This is a genomic window from Sedimentibacter sp., from assembly GCF_038562225.1.
GTDB lineage: Bacteria > Bacillota > Clostridia > Tissierellales > Sedimentibacteraceae > Sedimentibacter.
On the sequence record NZ_JBCFAS010000001.1, the window covers coordinates 1,073,927 to 1,091,666 of the forward strand.

The 17,740-nt window shown below is 42.6% G+C and carries 12 protein-coding genes; 2 read left to right on the forward strand and 10 right to left on the reverse strand.

Annotated elements, in window-relative coordinates:
* Nucleotides 1-3: 3 nt before the first annotated feature.
* The 8 genes from addA to AAGU76_RS05105 form a co-directional block, all read right to left on the reverse strand.
* Nucleotides 4-3,621 (reverse strand): helicase-exonuclease AddAB subunit AddA, encoded by a 3,618-nt coding sequence (gene addA, locus AAGU76_RS05070; RefSeq protein WP_342484354.1) that lies wholly within the window; start codon nt 3,619-3,621, stop codon nt 4-6.
* The gene (locus AAGU76_RS05075; protein ID WP_342484355.1) at nt 3,611-7,015 is read right to left on the reverse strand and encodes a PD-(D/E)XK nuclease family protein; all 3,405 of its coding nucleotides are present in this window, start codon (nt 7,013-7,015) and stop codon (nt 3,611-3,613) included. Before AAGU76_RS05075 ends, addA begins: the two co-directional genes overlap by 11 nt.
* A gap of 124 nt (nt 7,016-7,139) precedes the next feature.
* Nucleotides 7,140-8,177 carry an HD domain-containing protein gene (locus AAGU76_RS05080; RefSeq protein ID WP_342484356.1) on the reverse strand — a complete coding sequence of 346 codons (1,038 nt, stop codon included), beginning with the start codon at nt 8,175-8,177 and terminating at the stop codon, nt 7,140-7,142.
* A 99-nt stretch (nt 8,178-8,276) separates the two neighbouring features.
* The gene (locus AAGU76_RS05085) at nt 8,277-9,545 is read right to left on the reverse strand and encodes a DUF4349 domain-containing protein (protein WP_342484357.1); all 1,269 of its coding nucleotides are present in this window, start codon (nt 9,543-9,545) and stop codon (nt 8,277-8,279) included.
* Between the two features lie 12 nt (nt 9,546-9,557).
* Entirely contained in the window at nt 9,558-10,139 is a 582-nt protein-coding gene (locus AAGU76_RS05090) for a sigma-70 family RNA polymerase sigma factor (protein WP_342484358.1), read from the reverse strand.
* Nucleotides 10,140-10,204: 65 nt separating this feature from the next.
* Nucleotides 10,205-11,413 carry an ATP-binding protein gene (locus AAGU76_RS05095; RefSeq protein WP_342484359.1) on the reverse strand — a complete coding sequence of 403 codons (1,209 nt, stop codon included), beginning with the start codon at nt 11,411-11,413 and terminating at the stop codon, nt 10,205-10,207.
* Between the two features lie 128 nt (nt 11,414-11,541).
* On the reverse strand, nt 11,542-13,071 hold the full coding sequence (gene hutH / locus AAGU76_RS05100; RefSeq protein ID WP_342484360.1) for a histidine ammonia-lyase: 1,530 nt from the start codon (nt 13,069-13,071) through the stop codon (nt 11,542-11,544).
* Nucleotides 13,072-13,220: 149 nt separating this feature from the next.
* Entirely contained in the window at nt 13,221-13,994 is a 774-nt protein-coding gene (locus tag AAGU76_RS05105) for a hypothetical protein (protein WP_342484361.1), read from the reverse strand.
* 196 nt (nt 13,995-14,190) lie between these two features.
* Between AAGU76_RS05105 and AAGU76_RS05110 the strand changes: the two genes are divergently transcribed.
* A complete protein-coding gene (locus AAGU76_RS05110) occupies nt 14,191-14,625 on the forward strand; it encodes an Lrp/AsnC family transcriptional regulator (RefSeq protein ID WP_342484362.1) in 435 nt (144 codons plus the stop codon).
* A 72-nt stretch (nt 14,626-14,697) separates the two neighbouring features.
* Here AAGU76_RS05110 and AAGU76_RS05115 read toward each other — a convergent pair whose 3' ends face one another.
* Both AAGU76_RS05115 and AAGU76_RS05120 read right to left on the reverse strand, forming a co-directional pair.
* Nucleotides 14,698-15,156 (reverse strand): FMN-binding protein, encoded by a 459-nt coding sequence (locus AAGU76_RS05115; protein WP_342484363.1) that lies wholly within the window; start codon nt 15,154-15,156, stop codon nt 14,698-14,700.
* Between the two features lie 97 nt (nt 15,157-15,253).
* Nucleotides 15,254-16,906 (reverse strand): FMN-binding protein, encoded by a 1,653-nt coding sequence (locus AAGU76_RS05120; protein ID WP_342484682.1) that lies wholly within the window; start codon nt 16,904-16,906, stop codon nt 15,254-15,256.
* Nucleotides 16,907-17,266: 360 nt separating this feature from the next.
* Here AAGU76_RS05120 and AAGU76_RS05125 point away from each other — a divergent pair, with 360 nt between their 5' ends.
* Nucleotides 17,267-17,731, forward strand: a complete 465-nt coding sequence (locus AAGU76_RS05125; protein WP_342484364.1) for a hypothetical protein — start codon at nt 17,267-17,269, stop codon at nt 17,729-17,731.
* Nucleotides 17,732-17,740: the final 9 nt, after the last annotated feature.

Genomic DNA, 17,740 nt, shown 5'->3' on the forward strand with positions numbered 1-17,740 from the left:
TTCTTAATTGATCTTCAAGGCTTTTCCTGCGTCAAACAGGTACAGGAAGCATTCCTTCACGTTTCTTCCGGTTATTTTTTCCACAGCTTCCTTGTATGACAATATCTGAGGGCTGTATTCCCTCACTATTTTATCCAAACCGGCTTCCTGCACGTCATCTGTCTTGTAGTCGATGATCACCACATCATCGCCCTCTGTAAAATAACAGTCTATTATACCCTGTATGAGTATTATATCCTCGTTGTTCAATGAGTTTATAATCTCAGATGCATTCTTCCTTATGACAAATGGAACCTCCCTTTTAATTTCAGGAGAATTCTTCATTCTGATTCCTATTTCTGACCTAAAGAACTCCTCTATGGCAGATACATCCACCACTGAAGCTTCCTTCTCGGTCAGAAGCTTCTTATGCACCATTTTGTCCACCTGCTCTTTGATGTCCTTATGCGAAAGCTCCTTTCGGATGTCCATATGCTGCATGACAAAATGCATCACAGTTCCTATTTCTGCCTTTGTAAAACCTTCTTCCTCTTTGAAACGCGGTATGTCCCTGAGTACTGGAATCCTGTACTTGACGCTTTCAATGTTTTCTTGGTTCATCATCTTTATGTCGGTAACCGAAAGCTTCGTGGGCACATTCACAGATTTTGAATGAGCGTACTTGTAGCTTAATCGCCTTTTCACTTCATTCATGAGCTCCTCATCCAAGCTGTCTTTAAAGCAATCAATGTCATGAAGGCGCAGTTTCCTGGTATTCTCAATTTCTCGTTCCCTGATGACTATCCCGGACAAAGTGACACGGTTCACGTTGAATTTGACCGGACATAATGTATCTCCCGACCTGAACTGCATTTCGTGAATCTTGTCGAAGCTGTCACAAAGGTTCAATATCCTGTCTTCATCAATTTTGCTGAACAGGCAGGTGCATATCCAGTCCAGGAAGCTTTCTTCCGAGTATATGTTGTACAGTGACGGCCCCTTCTGCCACTTCTTTATTTTGTTTTCAAATACGTCAACAGTTCCAATCATTATTAGTCTGTCGATTGCCCTTGTCATTGCCACGTAAAGGACTCTCATTTCCTCTGACAGGTTTTCCTTCCTGATGACATTCTTGACAGCTATGCGCGGAAACGTCTCCCTATAAATCCTACTGTCCGGATTAATGTACTTGGGGGCAATTCCATAGAGACGGTGCTTCAATATGTTCTTTGAAACATCCGACCTGTTGAATTTCTTGCTCATACCGCACATGATTACTACGGGAAACTCCAAGCCCTTGCTCTTGTGAACTGACATGAGCCTCACAACATTGTCGTTTTCTCCAAGCGTCTTGGCACTTCCCGTTTCCCCTGAAGATATTTTCAGCTTTTCCACATACCTGAGGAAATTGAACAGTCCGCTCATGGACGTCTTTTCAAATTCATAAGCCTTGTCGGTCAACAGCCTAAGGTTGGCCTGTCTCAAATCACCCTTCGGAAGCAGGCCTACGAAGCTGTAGTAATCTGTTTCCACCAATACTTCCCATATAAGATCGTTAAGGTGTATGTAGCGGCTTCTTTTCTTCCAGCCTTCAACCCTGTATATGAAAGATTCCAACTTTTGAGACAGTCTGTCATTTGATTTGTTTTTGTATTCGTAGACGGCATCGATGTAGTTGAATTTTGGATTTGCAACTCTTATCCTTACGAGCTCTTCAGTTGTGAAGCCGCCTACGGGCGACCTCATAACGCTTAGGAGCGGAACATCCTGCCTTATGTTATCAATTATTTTAAGAAGATTGAGCACAACCTGTATTTCAACTGTTTCGAAATACCCTTCCCCTCCGTCGTAATAGAAGGGAATACCATCGTTGTCAAAAATTTCTTCAAATATACCGGCCCAATTTGAAACGGAACGCATGAGAATTACAATATCACTGTACTGAAGCTTTTCCTTCGGTATTTCACCTTCATCACCCCGGATGGGTTCGTTCTTATCCTCTTGAAGCAGTTCCTTTATTTTTTGTACCGCAAAGGTGGCTTCCAGCTCCGCTGTCTTCATGGACCGTATTTCCTCGTCCCCATCTTCCAATTCCGCAAAGTTCTTGTCAATGACGTCTATTTCGGTAAAACATCCGCCGCCCTCGCCAAAAACGGCTCCCCAGTTGAGATAAGCATCCTCGTTGTAGTCCACTTCTCCCAGCTTCTTTGACATGATACAGCTGAAAATCAGGTTAATGCCGTCTAGTATCTCTCTCCTGCTTCTGAAGTTCTGGTTCAGATCTATTCTCCTGTCCTTCAATTCACTGTCCTGGTTTGGAAACATCTCGCTTTTTTCGTTGAATATGCCCGGGTCTGCAAGCCTGAAGCGATAGATGCTCTGCTTCACGTCTCCCACCATGAACAGGTTGTCGTCTCTCTTTATGAGACTTAAAAGTTCTTCCTGAAGCCTGTTGCTGTCCTGGTACTCATCGATGAAGATGTATCTGAACCTGTTTTTGTATGACTGGTTTATTTCGTCCTGCCGCAATATCTGCAGAGCGTAGTGCTCTACGTCGTTGAAATCCGCGATGGACTTTTCAAGTTTCTTCGCCTTGAATGTTTCGCTTAACTCCTTAATAATACAGGACAATGTCTCCATGGGCTGGCGCATGTACCGTACGTCATCTGCGAAGTTTTCCATGGTCCTGTCAGGAATCATGTCACGTATGGTCTTGACAACCTTCTTGTATTCTTCCCGAAGAGATTTGACTTCTTCCTGCTTCGATACGCTGACCTCATCCTTGGCGCTTCCCCTTAGTGCCTTCAACGTGGCAAATGTGACATCGTGGGCAAATCTTACGAACTGCGTAAAACTGGAATCCAAGAGAGATTTCATACTGTTAAGGTTATCCGCATCCTGAATTATTGCTTCTGAGTATGTGCGTGGACCATCAGCCTGGCTGCAAAGATCAAGGGAAGAAGCAAGTGCTTCCTCTGCTCCGACAAGCAGCAGGTTCATGTTGTCCTTCACTGCTTCAAGCCATACGGAGCGTTCAAGCTCCTCACCGGAAACATCGAGCATCTTAACCGCTTCTTCAAGCCAGTTCAAGGGATCCGGGAAGCTTAGGGTGAATTTGTAAACATCCTTGATGATTTCTTCAAGCTCTTCATCTCCTCTGTTGCCCGTAAAGCTTTCAACCAGCCTGACAAACCCTTGGCTTTTTTCATCATAATACCTTTCCAGGACCTCATCGACAGATTCCTTAAGCATTATGTCCACCTCGTTCATATCGCCTATGCGGAAGTTAGGATCGATTCCTACTACGTGGAAATTTTTCCTTACCACATCTATGCAGAACGAATGTATCGTTGATATGTTGGCCTTTCCAAGGAGATTAAGCTGTCTTCTCATGCGGTCTTTGTCCGTCCCCTGCTGCACCTGCTTTACCAGCGCCTTGTGAATTTTCTGTTTCATGCCTCCTGCGGCGGCATTGGTAAATGTTACAATAAGGAACTTGTCTATGTCCTCTTTCTCATTTATTATGAGATTTATTATCCTTTCCACAAGAACAGTTGTCTTTCCAGAACCGGCAGCAGCAGACACAAGGATGTTCTTGTTTCTTAAGTCAATTACCTTTTGCTGGTTTTCGCTAAATTTCATCTTCGTCACCGCCTTCAGCCAGAATCTCTGCTATGATGTCATCCTTCTTAAGCTTTCGTATTTTCCTGTAGCTGTTTTCATCACAGGAAGGGTCAAACTGGCACACTCCCCTGTAGCCGCAGTATGAGCAGGGAGTTTTATCCCCGTCTTTCCTGTATGGGTTTATATCAATCTTACCGTCAAGAATATTTCTGGCCAGGTCCGTTGCCACGCTGTCGGTCTTCTTCAAAACGGCTCTGAATTCCCTGTCTGTCAGAGTCTTTGATGTCTTTGACAGGCTTCCGTCCTTGTTGAAGGATACCGTTATAATGTCCGACTTCTTGCTGCTTGCAATTTCCTTGTCCATACTGCCTATTATCTGTTCATCTTCCAGGGTGTATCCCTTCAGCGACAGCTCCCTGAATATTCTGCCTTCTGCCTCATCTTCCGAATACTCATCCCCGTCAACCATGGGATCATTTATGCAGAAGTAGTATGCTCCTCCCACTTCAGGTTTCGATGTCAGAAGTTTTTCACCGTTTTTAACAATTGCGGACAAATATACAAGAAGCTGAAGCTGCAGACCCTGCACCGCATCGGACAGGTCGATGTCCTTGTAGGATGATTTGTAATCTATGATGTTTACATAAACCCTGCCGTCCTTTTCAAGGGTGTCAACTCTGTCAATCCTTCCCTGGAAGCATATGCTGAGATTTTCGTCCAACTTTATTTCAACAGGCTCAACAGAAATGCCGGAATCTGTTTCACCAATGGAAAGTTCCGTGTATACCGGCCTGAAGCTGCCCCTTTGAAGCTGCTTTACAATGGTTTCCGCAGCCCTGTTCACAAGCCTTTTAATTTTTTCCTTCATGTACATGTTGCGCTGATTGGCATCCAGAGCCATATAGTCCGATTGGTTTTCTAAAAGCACCTTTTCTGTGCATGACTGGGCTATTTCAATTATTCTTTCCGGGTCCAGAAGCTCTAAACTGTTTTCGCCGTCACAAATCCGGTTGGTGAAACTTTCCACAGCCTGGTGGTATATGTTGCCCAGGTCGTAAAACTCCACTTTCTGCACCAGTCTTGGCTGCGGTTTTATAATGTTTTCCATGAAGAACTTGAATGGGCACGCAGCAAAATTTTCAAGTCTGGAAACAGACATGGTCACAGGAACCTGGAATATCCGATCCAGGTTTTCCCTGTTTATTTTCTCGGCCTTGTTGTCGTAGGAAAGGCCTTGTCTGACTATCTTTGAAATATGTTCGTCGTTTGATTCGTACCATGCGTAGACGTGCTTCCACACAGGGTCTATTTCATCTCCCTGGGTGTATCCCCTAAGCTGTGATACAAGAAAGTCCACCGTTCCTCCCTTTCCGGAAACCATGTCCAAGTGCGGAGAATCGCGCAGATCGGATTTTTCTTTCACCTTCGGAAACAATTCCTTAAGCCTTGAAACATACATGGATGTCTGCAAAGACTTGCCTTCTGATGTTCCCAGTGCAAAACTTAAGTACAGGAAGTCTTCAGCGCTTGTAAACAACTTGTAGAGCATGTGCTTTTCCCTATACATGTAGTAATCGGAATTTTTGATTATTTTCATTCCGGAGCATTCCAAAACTTCTTTTTCGTCATCCAACAAAAGTCCGCTTTCAGGGTTTTTCATATCCAGTTTTCCTTCGTTTGCCCCCAGCACAAACACAGCCTTGAAGCTCCTGACTGCAATCTTTTGTGTATCTGCAATCGTAACCTTGTCCAATGTGGGAGGAATAATACTTACTCTTACCTCCCTGAGTCCTGCTTCAATCATTTTTTTGTAATCAAGCGGAGTCATTTTCATATCCGATCCTGTCAGGTTGATTTGTTCAAGGATGTCCACGGCGTTGTTCCACACCTGGGCATTTTCGCTGGAAAGCTCATACAATCCTGTTTTCTTGAACACATTGACCTGCTTCTCAATTTTTTCCTGCACGTTTAATTCTTCCAGAAAATCAAACAAAAACAAAGTCATGTCCTCTGCTGTTGTAAGCACCTTAAATTTCTTCCTTGCCTCATGCATTCCGCCTGCAAACTTCTCTCTGAGCCCGTTGAAATATTCTATGCCGTCAGCCTTGAACCTGAATGGTTTAAACCACCTGTCCCCTTCAATACCGTACTGAAGTGCAAAGTTTTCAAGCTTGCTTACCTCGTCGTAATCAAGCCTTGAAAAACCTGTCTTTAAGAATTCAAACACGCTTTCATGCCTGAAGTTGAAAATGAACATGTCAAAAAAAGACAACATGAACTTTGTAAGAGGATTATTCATGATATCTCTTTTAACATCAAGGAAAAATGGTATTCCGTGCCGTGTGAATACTTTCTTGATTTCTACCTGGTAGCTGCCCATATCTCCCACTGCCACTGCAATGTCCTTCCACCTGCAGCCTTTGTCCCGGGAAAGAGAAATTATCTCCAAAGCTGCCTTTTCGGTTTCAGTAAATGGATTAAGGGATGAGCGTATGTGAATCCTGGCTGTATCCTTTGAAAACTTCTCATCGTTAACGGCGAACATGCTTCTTTCAACAACATTCATTTCCTCAGGCACATAGTTTCCCCACAGGGATATAATGTCTGCCTTTATTTCACCGTCAGAGGTAAGGGACCTGTAGGTGTCATGAACAGTCTTGAAAGCCTCCCAGTCATCAACAGCCTGAAGGCTGTTCAGGCATTTGGCGTCCATGGTAATAGAGACAGTCACATCCAGTGAATTTGCTGCAAGTTCCTTTATGAGCTTCAGCCTTTGAGCGCTGAAGCTTTCAAATCCGTCAATCCATATTCTTGAGTTCTTTATGTAATCCGAATTTGACAGAGCAGCTATAAACAGATCTGTCTTGTCCTCCTGGTCAAAGAACCTGTCCTTTGTTCTGAGGCAAAACTCCCTGTAGATTGTGAGTATGTCCTCAAGCTTACCACGAAGTAGAGGGTTGTCCTGTTCACTGACCTTGTACTTCAGGATCTGCTCCACAAACTCCACACTCACCAGATTTTGCTTAAGTTCACTTATGAGGCTTTCAAATTCTCTTAAGAAGCCTTCCTGAGCAGCGGATTTTTTAAACATCCTGAGGTTGTCCCTGTTTTCCTCAAAAATCTTCTTCAAAAGCATAATCTTTCCGTACTGGTTCAACTCCTGTACCTTGAGTCCGCCAACCTCTTCAAGAACCTTGTAGCTGAGTCTGGTAAAGCTTAGAATTTCCGCAGACATGATACCCTTTGAACCCATTCGGTTTATGGCCTCGTATTCAGACTGGTACGTCATCTGTTCAGGAACTATGAGCAGGAGATTCTCTTTTTTGCCAAGAGCAATCTCCCTGTTTATTTCATCGTAAATGTACGTTGACTTTCCGGACTTCGAACGGCCGGCAATAATCCTAAATCCCATAAACACCTCCGTATTGCTAATGAAGAATTAATAATTAAGAGTGAATAATTAAATGAAGCATTTAGGCAAAGCCTAAATGCAACAATTAATTCTTAATTCTTCATTTTTCATTCTTAATTCTTAACTACTCTGTTGCTTTATATAGGTTCCTGTTATCCAGAAGCCATATTTTATCCGTGAATTTTCCGGGCTCAACCCCTTCCAGGGCATGTTCAAAGTCAAACATCCTGGCATCGATTATATCAAGGAAATGGAGTATCTCCGCTTCCGGAGTCATAGGTTTCTTGGGACTGCCGAATTCGGGTTCATAATGGTGGGACAGGACCATGTGCTGAAGAACGATGCTCTTCTCCCTGCTGATTCCAATCCTTTCTCCTTCAATCTCAATTTCCTTTATGCCCTGTATGATGTGTCCCAGAAGTTTACCTTCCATAGTGTAATCGGAAACCACTCCGTATTCGTCGGAATCCATTTCAATAATTTTGCATATGTCGTGAAGAAGAACTCCAGCATAGATGTAATCCATTTTAAGGAATGCATAAACCTGTCCAAGCCTTTCCCCTGACTGAAGCATCCTGAGGGTGTGGTACAACAGGCCTCCCAGATAGGAATGATGGTTTTTCTTTGCTGCAGGATAGTAGTACAGTCTGCTTTCGTATTTTTCAAGAATATTGGAAACCAAAAGCCTGATTTCCCCATCTGTTATGTTCCTGGCATATGCTTTCACCTTTGAAAGCATTTCAGACTGCTCTATTGGAGCCGACGGTATAAGCTCGCTTATTTTCACGTTGTCCTCAGGGAGGCTTCCTCTGATTTTGTTGACCTTAAGCTGCATGGATCCGCTCCATTCAAGCACTTCTCCCCTCACCTTCACTATGGCGTTTTCGGATACCATGCTTTCCGTCTCCTTGGAGTACTCCCAGATTTTTGCATTTATTTCTCCGGTTTTGTCAACCAGTTCAAGATCTATGTATTGCTTGCCGTTTGTAGTCTTCTTTACCTCAAAGCTTTTGACAAGGTAAAAGCCGTCGGCCTTTTCGCCCGCCTTCAGCTCTGATATGCTTTTGTTGTTGCTGTTTGACATGCTCTTCATCTGTTCTCTCGCTTTATCACTCAACATGTCCTGTATGCTTGCCTGACCCATATATTTGCCTCTTTTCATCGATTATTCTTCAATTATACCATATGCTTGTCGTCGATAAAATAAAATTTTGCGTTTTGTTGTTTTTTATTACATAAAAAAAATAAAGGGCAGAGCCCTTTAAAGTTTGTTTTTCTTCATGATGTATTTTTTCAGCTTGAAAACTACAATCACAGCAACTATTATAAACGGTATCAGCAGCGGTGAAGCGGAAATCAGGTAAATCACCATGTTTTCCAGAGACCGTATGATTGAGTTCACGGTGTATATGAACCCCTCCCTTGCTCTTTCCCAGACGCTGTCCTTGCTTGTGACTCCGATGCTGGCAGTTAGAACTTCCTCTACCTCCAGGTTTACTGTGGACATGGATGCTCTGTCGTCAATGTCTGAAAGACTTATGTTCAAACTATCTATTTCAGTCCTGACGCGTCTTAATTCATTTTCTATAAGAAGCATTTCCTCAACTGTGTTTGCTTTGTCAAAAAGCTGTCTTAAATGTTCTTCCTGAACTTCCAGGTTTTTCACCCTGTTGTCCTTTTCGTAGTAATCCTTGGTCACATCAGTCTCGCTTAGATTCTTCATTCTCACTTCGCTTGACTTTTCGAGATAATCCACGAATTCGTAGAATCTGTCCTGTGGAACCCTTATTCTCAGATTTCCGTGCATGAGCTTATTGTTGTTTTCAAACACCTGGTACACCTCGGTGTTGTTGCTTTCGATGTATCCCCCCATGGAGCCCACGGTTGCTGAAAGATTTTCGATAAACATCTTGTAGTTTTCTGTTTTTACATACAGGCTTCCGGTCTTTATGATCTTCATTTCCCTGTCAGAAACACTCATTATTCCGTACTGACCGCCGTCAGATCCAACAGCTGCCTTTTCATCGGCAAACCCGTTTCCCCTGTTTACATCCATGGAGTACTGGTAGCTTCCGGCTTCTTCCATGGGAGCCGCAGGCGCAGCCTCATTTGTGGATGCTGAGTCGTATGACGTTTCATACTTAGCCTTCATGTTGAAGTTACCAAGGTTGTTCATGCCGTAAACAAGAACTACCAGGACAACGGCCGCTGCAAGTCCGGCGTACTTCATCCATCTGCGAGGTACTATACCTGATTTGTTAGGTTTGACCTTGTCGCTTGAAATTTCCTGAACTCTCGGTTTTTCATTTTCAGCAGCCAAAAGCTTTTCATGAAGTCTTTTGCAGTAGCCAAGTGGAGGTTCTTCATCAGGCAGATCTCTCAGAGCCTGAATTATTTTTTTGTATTCATCAAGTTCCCTTCGGCAGTCCTCACACCCTCTAAGGTGTTCCTCCACCAGGAGTCTTTCTTCCTCGTCAAGTTCGTCATCAATATACAATGACAGCATATCCCTTATATCGTTGCAATTCATCTTATCACCACCTCAGCTCTGAATGTTCATTTCCTTTTCAAGTATTTCCTTAAGGCTTCTTCTTGCCCTGTTAAGCCTTGACTTAACAGTACCCAGGTTGCAGGAAAGTATTTCCGAAATTTCACCGTAGGAAAAGCCCTGAATGTCACGCAACACTATTATTGTCTTAAAGTCTTCATCCAGTTTCCCTACTGCATCGTTTATGAGCTTGCTGTTGAAATTTTTTTCTATGAGGACATCCGGATTGTTGGTATCATCCGCTATTTCAATCTGAACATCCCTGTTTCCCCCTAAATCAATATTCTCGTCGATCGAAACGGCATTTATATTCTTTTTGCGTTTGAAATCTATGCAGGTGTTCACCACAATCCTGTACATCCAGGATTTGAAGGAAGACTGCATATTGAAATTCTGAATGCTTCTATAGACCTTTATCAATGCTTCCTGGGAAGCATCCTCAGCATCCTCCACATTTCGAAGAACTCTCAGGGCAATGTTATATGCCGTTTTCTTATAATCCCTTATAAGCTCTTCAAATGCATCAACATCGCCTTTCCGGCTTTGCTCAACGAGCCAAAGTTCATTGCCTTTCATTTCTTCACTCCGTTCGGTATATTATTAGACGTTGATATATTTTTATTTGTTCCAACTATATTTATTTAATTGTATGTTTTTACAAACTGTACCGCTGAACGGCCTGTCCTGCCTCCGTTTTGCAACGCAAACTTCTTGGCGTCGGCCAGCAGCTGCTCCTTAGACTCGTAATTCACCCTATATTTTTCTGCAAGACCCAAGACTATTTCAAAGTATTCGTTTTGGTTTGGCTCTGTGTAAAGAATTGTGAGGCCGAAGCGGTCTGCCAGGGAAGTCTGTTCATTTATGGCATCTCGAATATGCACCTCGTTCTGCCTTTCTATCATACTTTCCTTTATGAGGTGTTTTCTGTTTGATGTTACATAGAACAGAATGTTTGAAGGCTGTTCGTAGATGCTTCCTTCAACTGCAGACTTCAGATATTTGTAGCTGCTGTCGTTGCTTTCAAAGGATAAGTCATCTATGAATACAATGAAGTACATTCCTCTGTTCTTTAATATTTCAATTATTTTTGAGATGAAGTGCAGGTTTTTCTTGTCAACCTCAAGAAGCCTCAGCTTGTTTTTAGCGTATTTGGGAATGAGAGCCTTGACCGTCGTGGACTTTCCTGTTCCGCTGTCTCCCACGAGAAGGGCATTAAGTGCAAACTGGCCTTTCAGGAACTTTTCCGTGTTCTTGATTATTTTACCTTTCTGGCTTTCATACCCATAAATGTTTTCCATGGCAACAGGATTGAAATTGTCAACTTTCACTATTTCACCGCTGTCATTGATGCTGAAGGCATAGTTGTTCCTGTACTCTCCGCAGCCGTACTTTTGGAATTCATCGCTTATGAAGCTGTAAATGTCCTCCGGTCTTTTGCTTTTGAACACCTCTGTAAGCTCCTCTTCAACCAGGTAGTTAACGAATGAGTTAGTGTCTCCTGCCTTGTCAGCCATGCCTTTAAGAGGAAGCTCATAGGCTTTCTTAAGAACTGAAATGTCATGGAGAACTGCTTTTTTCACTTTTTCGTCTATATCCAGACCCTTTTCCCTTCTAAGGCTGAATATGTTTTCATCAGAAAGAATCCTATATGATATGTAGTCTCCTATGGAATCGAAGCCGCATTTGAAAAGCATGCTGCAAAGATTGTAATATTCGTTTGAAAATATTTCCCGGTCTTCAAGGTCGCTGCAGGCAGAGTATTTTTTCGCCAGCAGGTCATAATGTCTTATTAATTGGTCATTCAGCAGGTTTCTGAATATAAGAAGATTTGATAATTGTAATTCTGCCATGATTTTCTCCTTTTGTGTTTTCAATAATTATAACATTATAAACTGCCGTAAGCAACAACAATCCTTGAGCGGCGGACAACAAAAAACGCCCCAAGGCGCTTTTGTTAATTCTATTCTCCGATTGCTTATCAGAACAGTAATTTGCCTGTTTCACTCTCGCATGCTCTCACAAGCGTTCCATCCACGATGAGATCTTCGCACTTGTTGATGTCCTCATAGAGAGGTCTGTCTTCCTTCAGAACAGGAACAGATTTTCTTACTTCTTCGTACACAGTCCTTGTTCCCTTTCCGAGGCCCTTGTTGCCTCTTAAGTCTATCCCCTGGCATGCGCACATGATTTCCATAGCCAGCACTCTTCTGACGTTCTCCAATATTTCCCTGGATTTGCGGGCTGCTATGGTTCCCATGGATACATGGTCTTCCTGATTAGCTGATGAAGGAATGCTGTCAACAGATGCCGGATGGGCCAGAACCTTGTTTTCAGACACCAGTGATGCTGCCGAGTATTGTACTATCATGAAGCCGGAATTTATACCGCCGTGTTCAACCAGGAAAGCCGGCAGGCCGCTTAAGGACGGATTCACAAGCCTTTCAATTCTTCTTTCGGATATATCAGCAAGCTCTGCCAGGGCAATTCCCAGGAAGTCAAAAGAAAGTGCCATAGGCTGTCCGTGGAAGTTTCCGCCTGATATGCCTTCCTTTGTTTCAGGGAAAATTATCGGATTGTCCGTAACTGAATTTATTTCGATTTCAACCTTTTCCCTTACGTAATTTATGGCATCCTTGCTGGCTCCGTGGACCTGAGGAGTGCATCTTAAGGAATAAGCGTCCTGAACCCTTATCTCACCCTGTCTTGTGGTCATTTTGCTTCCGGAAAGGATGTCCAGCATGATTCTTGCCGTGTCCTTCTGTCCCTTGTGAGGTCTTACATCGTGAACCTTGTGATCGAGTGCGTCCACAATTCCGTGGTGCGCCTCGAAGCTTAATGAAGCTGCTATGTCAGATATCTTTACCAGATTAATGGCATCATATACTGTCAGTGCACCCACGGCTGTCATTACCTGAGTTCCGTTTATAAGTGCCAGTCCTTCTTTAGATGTCAGCTCTATAACCGGTATGCCAGCCTTACTCATGGCTTCTTGTCCGGTCATTACCTCACCGCCGTATTCTGCAAGACCAAGTCCTATCATCGGAAGAACCATGTGAGAAAGAGGAGCCAGGTCTCCGCTTGAGCCAAGAGAACCTTTCTGAGGAACAACCGGATGGACTTTTTTGTTGAGCATTTCAATCATTGTCTGAATGGTTTCCAGCCTTGCACCGGAATAGCCCTTAGCCAGGTTGTTTATTCTCAGAAGTATGATGCCTCTTACTATTTCCGTATCAAAAGGCTTTCCTGCACCTACGGCGTGGGTCACTATGAGGTTTTTCTGAAGAAGTTTCGATTCATCCTTTGAAATGGAAACGTCGCTGAATTTTCCGAACCCGGTGGTAATACCGTAAACCACGTCACCGTTTTCCACAAAATCATCAACTATCTTTCTGGACATGAGTATTTTATCTGCAGCTGACTGAGACAGTTCAACGTTACAGAAATTTCTGCACACTGCCGCAATCTCTTCAAGAGTGAGAGTATTTCCTGTTATAACAACCTTTTCCATATTTGTCTCCTTTATAATTTGCCCGGCAAATAAAAAAGGCAAATTTCAGTATACAAAGTACACTAAAATTTGCCTCCTAGTATCTACTATCTTTAGGCTATTTTAATTGATATAATTGTATAACAAATGTTACGTTTTGTCAATCCTCGTTATCTTTTTACAATAAGCTTTGCATCAATCCCTTCCGGGTCTCCAATCCATGTGTCTTCAGGATACACAATTATTTCATCTCCGCTCCTAAGCGTAGAATGGGCGAAGTTCGTGATGGTGTCCGCATCAGCCCTTATGTCATACTCCTTGTCGTTGGACACTGCGTATATGCGCAGCATTCCGGATACATCCCTGGATATTTCCCTGACCGTGGCGCTTATCTTGGAAGACTCGTCATAGAACGAAAGCATTTGGCTTAAATTGTCGCCTTCGATGTAGTCCGCCATGAACTGGTCCCCTGCCATGAGGCTGAAGTTTCCGGGATTTTTGAATTTTATGTCTCCCATTTCAGTCACAGCCGAAATGAATTCATCGTTTACGTCTCCAACTGTAGCCGTAATCCTTTTTATTTCGTTTCCGTCCGATGTTCTTCGCAGGCTGTAGTCAAAGTACTGGTCAGACACAGCATCGTAACTGTCTCCCTCCAGTTTGTTGAGGCCTACATATTCGCCCAGAAAATAGTTGCTGGACCTCGCCTGGTCAACCTTGTACAGATTGACGTTTTCGCCATCCTGCACATGAAGACCGTCCTTGTCTATTTTTACTATTTTACCCTGGGCACTGTACCTTGCGGGAATATCCTGCCCTGATCTTTCGGTATTCGCTCCCTGAATGTTCTGCCCTTCATTTTGTCTGTTTGTGTTGGTACAGCCTGATGCCAGCACAAGGGACGCAACTGTTACGGTTGCTAAAATTTTATTGATATGTTTCACATTCATCCTCCGTTTCCTGGTTTTCTTTTTATTTTTTCACATAGCAATCCTTCTATGCATTCTGAATATTGATAAATTTTTCTTAATATTTTAGAAAAAATCATTTACAATTTACAATACTTTATGCTATATTAATACTGTTTGTAGATTAATCAATAGTTTAGTTTACGAAATGAAAACATTAATGAGGTACTGTATGGATTCGTTAGATATGCAAATTATCAAAAACATTGAAAAAGAAGGCAGAATTTCTCATGAGGAACTTTCCAAGAGACTTAATCTGTCCAGACCTGCCATTCACAACAGGGTTACTAAGCTTGAAGAGCAGGGAATAATTTCAGGCTACAAGGCAAACATCAACTGGATGAAACTTGGTTATACAACCAACGCAATGATTTCGCTTCGTGTAAGAACAACCGATTACGATAAATTGCTGATGCAGCTTAAAAAACTGGAAATACCTAATCTTGTAATAGAAGAATGCCACATAGTTACAGGAACATGGTGCATAATCATGAAAGTAAGATGCACAACTCCCCTGGAACTAAAAGCAATACAGGATGAACTTCATAAAATTGAATGTATAAAGGAATCTTCCACTTCTTTGATCTTGTCGTCAATATATGATTAGCAAATCCCGGCTTTGCCGCTAACTTTGCAAAACAGAAAAAACCAGCCAATTGAGCTGGTTTCTTTTTTGTAATTATTTCTTACCTTCCAATGCCTTGTCAACAGCTTCCTTTATGGCGTTACTGGTTATTGTTGCACCTGATACCCCTTCCACATCGGTGGAATCCGCTTCAGATATTCTTTCGGGCAGTTCTTCTATGGCCTTGGAACCAACGCCCTGAGTTTCATTTTCCCCTACAGCTTCCACTGAAGTTATATCATCACCGTCAAGTGTTACAGTCACCGTTACATCTCCGCCGTATCCGCGGGCTGTGCCGGTCAATACATCACCTGTGCCGTTGCCGCCGTTGTTTCCTACTGCGTTGTTTCCGGAAGTGTTATTCCCGTTTGTTCCGGTGTTATTGTTGTTTCCGGTATTGTTGTTTGTATCGGTTTGATTGGTTCCTGTGCCGGGAGTTGCATTGTTGTTGTCAGCACATGCTGTCATACTTAAAAGCAGAACCAGGCATAATATCAAAACTGTTTTTTTCATATTAACCTCCATAAAATTCAATTTACAATAGTATAACCAGAATAATTCCAATCATACGAACGCAAAAAAAGACCGGCGAACCGGTCTTGATTATCATTTATTGAATTGTAAGCTTCAAATCCAATTTGTTTTCAAATGACTTGACAATTGCAGCTATTATATCGCCGTGAGCATCTGTAAGGCTCATGGTTGCCGATGCAGTTACATCTGTCAGCATTGCTTTTTCTTCGGTTGTGAGTGCATTGTACTTTGTCTGGTCTTCAGGCTTGTCTGAATCAGCCTTCAGAGGTCTTCCGTTAACATCGGATGTGTACTTGTCGTTCCAAGCTTTAATTTCTTCAACAGTCATTCCCAGGAACAGATCTTCGAAATAATCCATTTCTTCTGTCCATGTGCCTGAATTCAACCTGTAGCTGTCTCCTCTTTCTCTCTTAGTCAGCCAGCCTCCAACTTCCTTCTGGAAGATTTCGTCTGTTACAGTAAGAGTTCCGTCAATCTTTTCGTCATGGTTTTCATCGTTGTTGTATGATTGACCGGTGAAACCTGAGAAATGAGGCATTTCGGCACCGTCATAGTTTGGTGTGGCTGTTTCAAGTATATCCACGTTTAGGGATACAAGTTTTCCGTCTTTGTCAAACAATGAGTTTGCAAAAACCTTGTTGATGCTGTAAACCTGTACGTCCTTGTCATCTTTTCCAGGACCCACTCTTGGAACGCTGACAAGAGCAGTTCCCTGCGAAGCTATGTCTGTTGATTCAACAGGTATTCTGTTCTCATATGATTCTTTTATGGCTGCGACTATATCGCCGTGTGCATCTTTTAAGCTCATAGTTGCTGCTGATGTTATATCTGCCAGCATTGTTTTTTCTTCTGCTGTAAGGGCATTGTACTTTGTCTGATCTTCAGGCTTGTCTGAATCTGCCTTCAAAGGTCTTCCGTTAACATCTGATGTGTACTTGCCAAACCATTGCTCAACCTCTTCAACAGTCATGCCGATGAACAAGTCCTGGAAATAATCCATTTCCTCTGTCCATGTTCCTGAATTCAGCCTGTATCCATCTCCTCTTTCTCTCTTTGTTGTCCAGGAGTTAACTTCAGCCAGGAAGTTTTCTTCTGTGTCCGGTGTCTTGGAATCTACAACCTCATCATGGTTCTCGTCGTAGTTATATCCGCCTTGTCCAGGATAACCGCTGAAATGAGGCATTCCTTCACCGTCGTAGTTGGGAGTTGCAACTTCAAGTATATCTACGTAAAGAGCAAGAATTTTTCCGTTTTCATCGAACAATGTGTGTGCAAACACGTCGTTGGTGCTGTAAACAGGAGTTTCAGTGTTGTCCTTGCCTGGGCCGAGACGACCGTTGCTGGCCAGTCCAAATCCCTGGAATACCTTTGCTGCAGTCTGAGCTTCAGGTTCCTTGTCTTCCTTTGCTTCCTCAGTAGGAGCAGGATATTTTACAGGATCCAATGCATTGTTAACTGCATAGATTATTGCATTGCTTGTATATGTAGCTCCGGCAACAACATCAACTTCAGTTGAGTTTGCTGCGACTATTTTTGCAGGCAGTTCTTCTAAAGCCTTGGAACCTATTCCATTGGTCTCTTTCTCTCCAACTGCCACTACGTTTGTAATTTTGTCCCCTTCTCTTGTTACCGTAACGGTAACTTCTCCCCCAAAACCTTTACCGACACCGGTCAAGGTTTCAGCTTTGGGAGCTTCCTCCTTGGCACATGCAGCCATGCTTAAAAGCATCAAGGCATACCGTGATAGAAACTAATTTTTTCATGATACCCTCCAAGTATGATCTATATTCAGCATTAAAATGCTAAATAACAAGCAAAAGTTTTCCGTCAATGAAAAGTATTAAGTTGTTAAAAATACTACAAATTTGTTCGCAAGATTAACAGAGAACAACATCATGATACCATTATTGCATATGTTAGTCAATATCACGCGAAATAAACATAAGTCATAAACATATGTCATTAACCCGTTTTAGGACGAAAGCCCCAGGTATTGACACCATACTTATGCAATCTTAACACCTTGTCGACAACCTTAACACCAATTTAACAGAAATTCTGCTAAAATATATACAAAAGGAGGTGTCTTATGGTAATATTAGCAGGAATCATATTGTTTGCTTTGTTGTTTATGGGATATTCACATTATCATAAATTACATAAAGCTGCTGAGCTAAAGGGCAGCGACATGGCGGCACTCAATTCTGCCGAAAAAATTGTCGAATACGATGCCTTGATTTACGGAAACATGAAATTTGCCACGGAAATTTCCGACGCCCTGAATGATTTAGGCATAAGCTCCGACTCAGTTCATGACATAAACAATATAGACATGTCACGTTCTTACAGATACCTGATTGCCGCAGGATGCTCCGACCTAGACAACCTGACCGTCTGCGCCATGGGTATAAAAATGATGGATATAAAAAAGGTGCTGGCTGTATGCAACCAGCCCCACAACAGAAAAATATACGAAGAAAACCTTATTCCTGTAATCTTCTCAGGCGATATTTCACCATCTGAAATTGCACTGACATTACTTAAATACAGCTAGGGGGAAACC

Coding starts and splice junctions, on each gene's coding strand:
- addA (WP_342484354.1), bottom strand. CDS start 3,621: ATGAAATTTAGCGAAAACCAGCAAAAGGTAATTGACTTAAGAAACAAG.
- AAGU76_RS05075 (WP_342484355.1), bottom strand. CDS start 7,015: ATGGGATTTAGGATTATTGCCGGCCGTTCGAAGTCCGGAAAGTCAACG.
- AAGU76_RS05080 (WP_342484356.1), bottom strand. CDS start 8,177: ATGAAAAGAGGCAAATATATGGGTCAGGCAAGCATACAGGACATGTTG.
- AAGU76_RS05085 (WP_342484357.1), bottom strand. CDS start 9,545: ATGAATTGCAACGATATAAGGGATATGCTGTCATTGTATATTGATGAC.
- AAGU76_RS05090 (WP_342484358.1), bottom strand. CDS start 10,139: ATGAAAGGCAATGAACTTTGGCTCGTTGAGCAAAGCCGGAAAGGCGAT.
- AAGU76_RS05095 (WP_342484359.1), bottom strand. CDS start 11,413: ATGGCAGAATTACAATTATCAAATCTTCTTATATTCAGAAACCTGCTG.
- hutH (WP_342484360.1), bottom strand. CDS start 13,071: ATGGAAAAGGTTGTTATAACAGGAAATACTCTCACTCTTGAAGAGATT.
- AAGU76_RS05110 (WP_342484362.1), top strand. CDS start 14,191: ATGGATTCGTTAGATATGCAAATTATCAAAAACATTGAAAAAGAAGGC.
- AAGU76_RS05115 (WP_342484363.1), bottom strand. CDS start 15,156: ATGAAAAAAACAGTTTTGATATTATGCCTGGTTCTGCTTTTAAGTATG.
- AAGU76_RS05120 (WP_342484682.1), bottom strand. CDS start 16,906: ATGCTTTTAAGCATGGCTGCATGTGCCAAGGAGGAAGCTCCCAAAGCT.
- AAGU76_RS05125 (WP_342484364.1), top strand. CDS start 17,267: ATGGTAATATTAGCAGGAATCATATTGTTTGCTTTGTTGTTTATGGGA.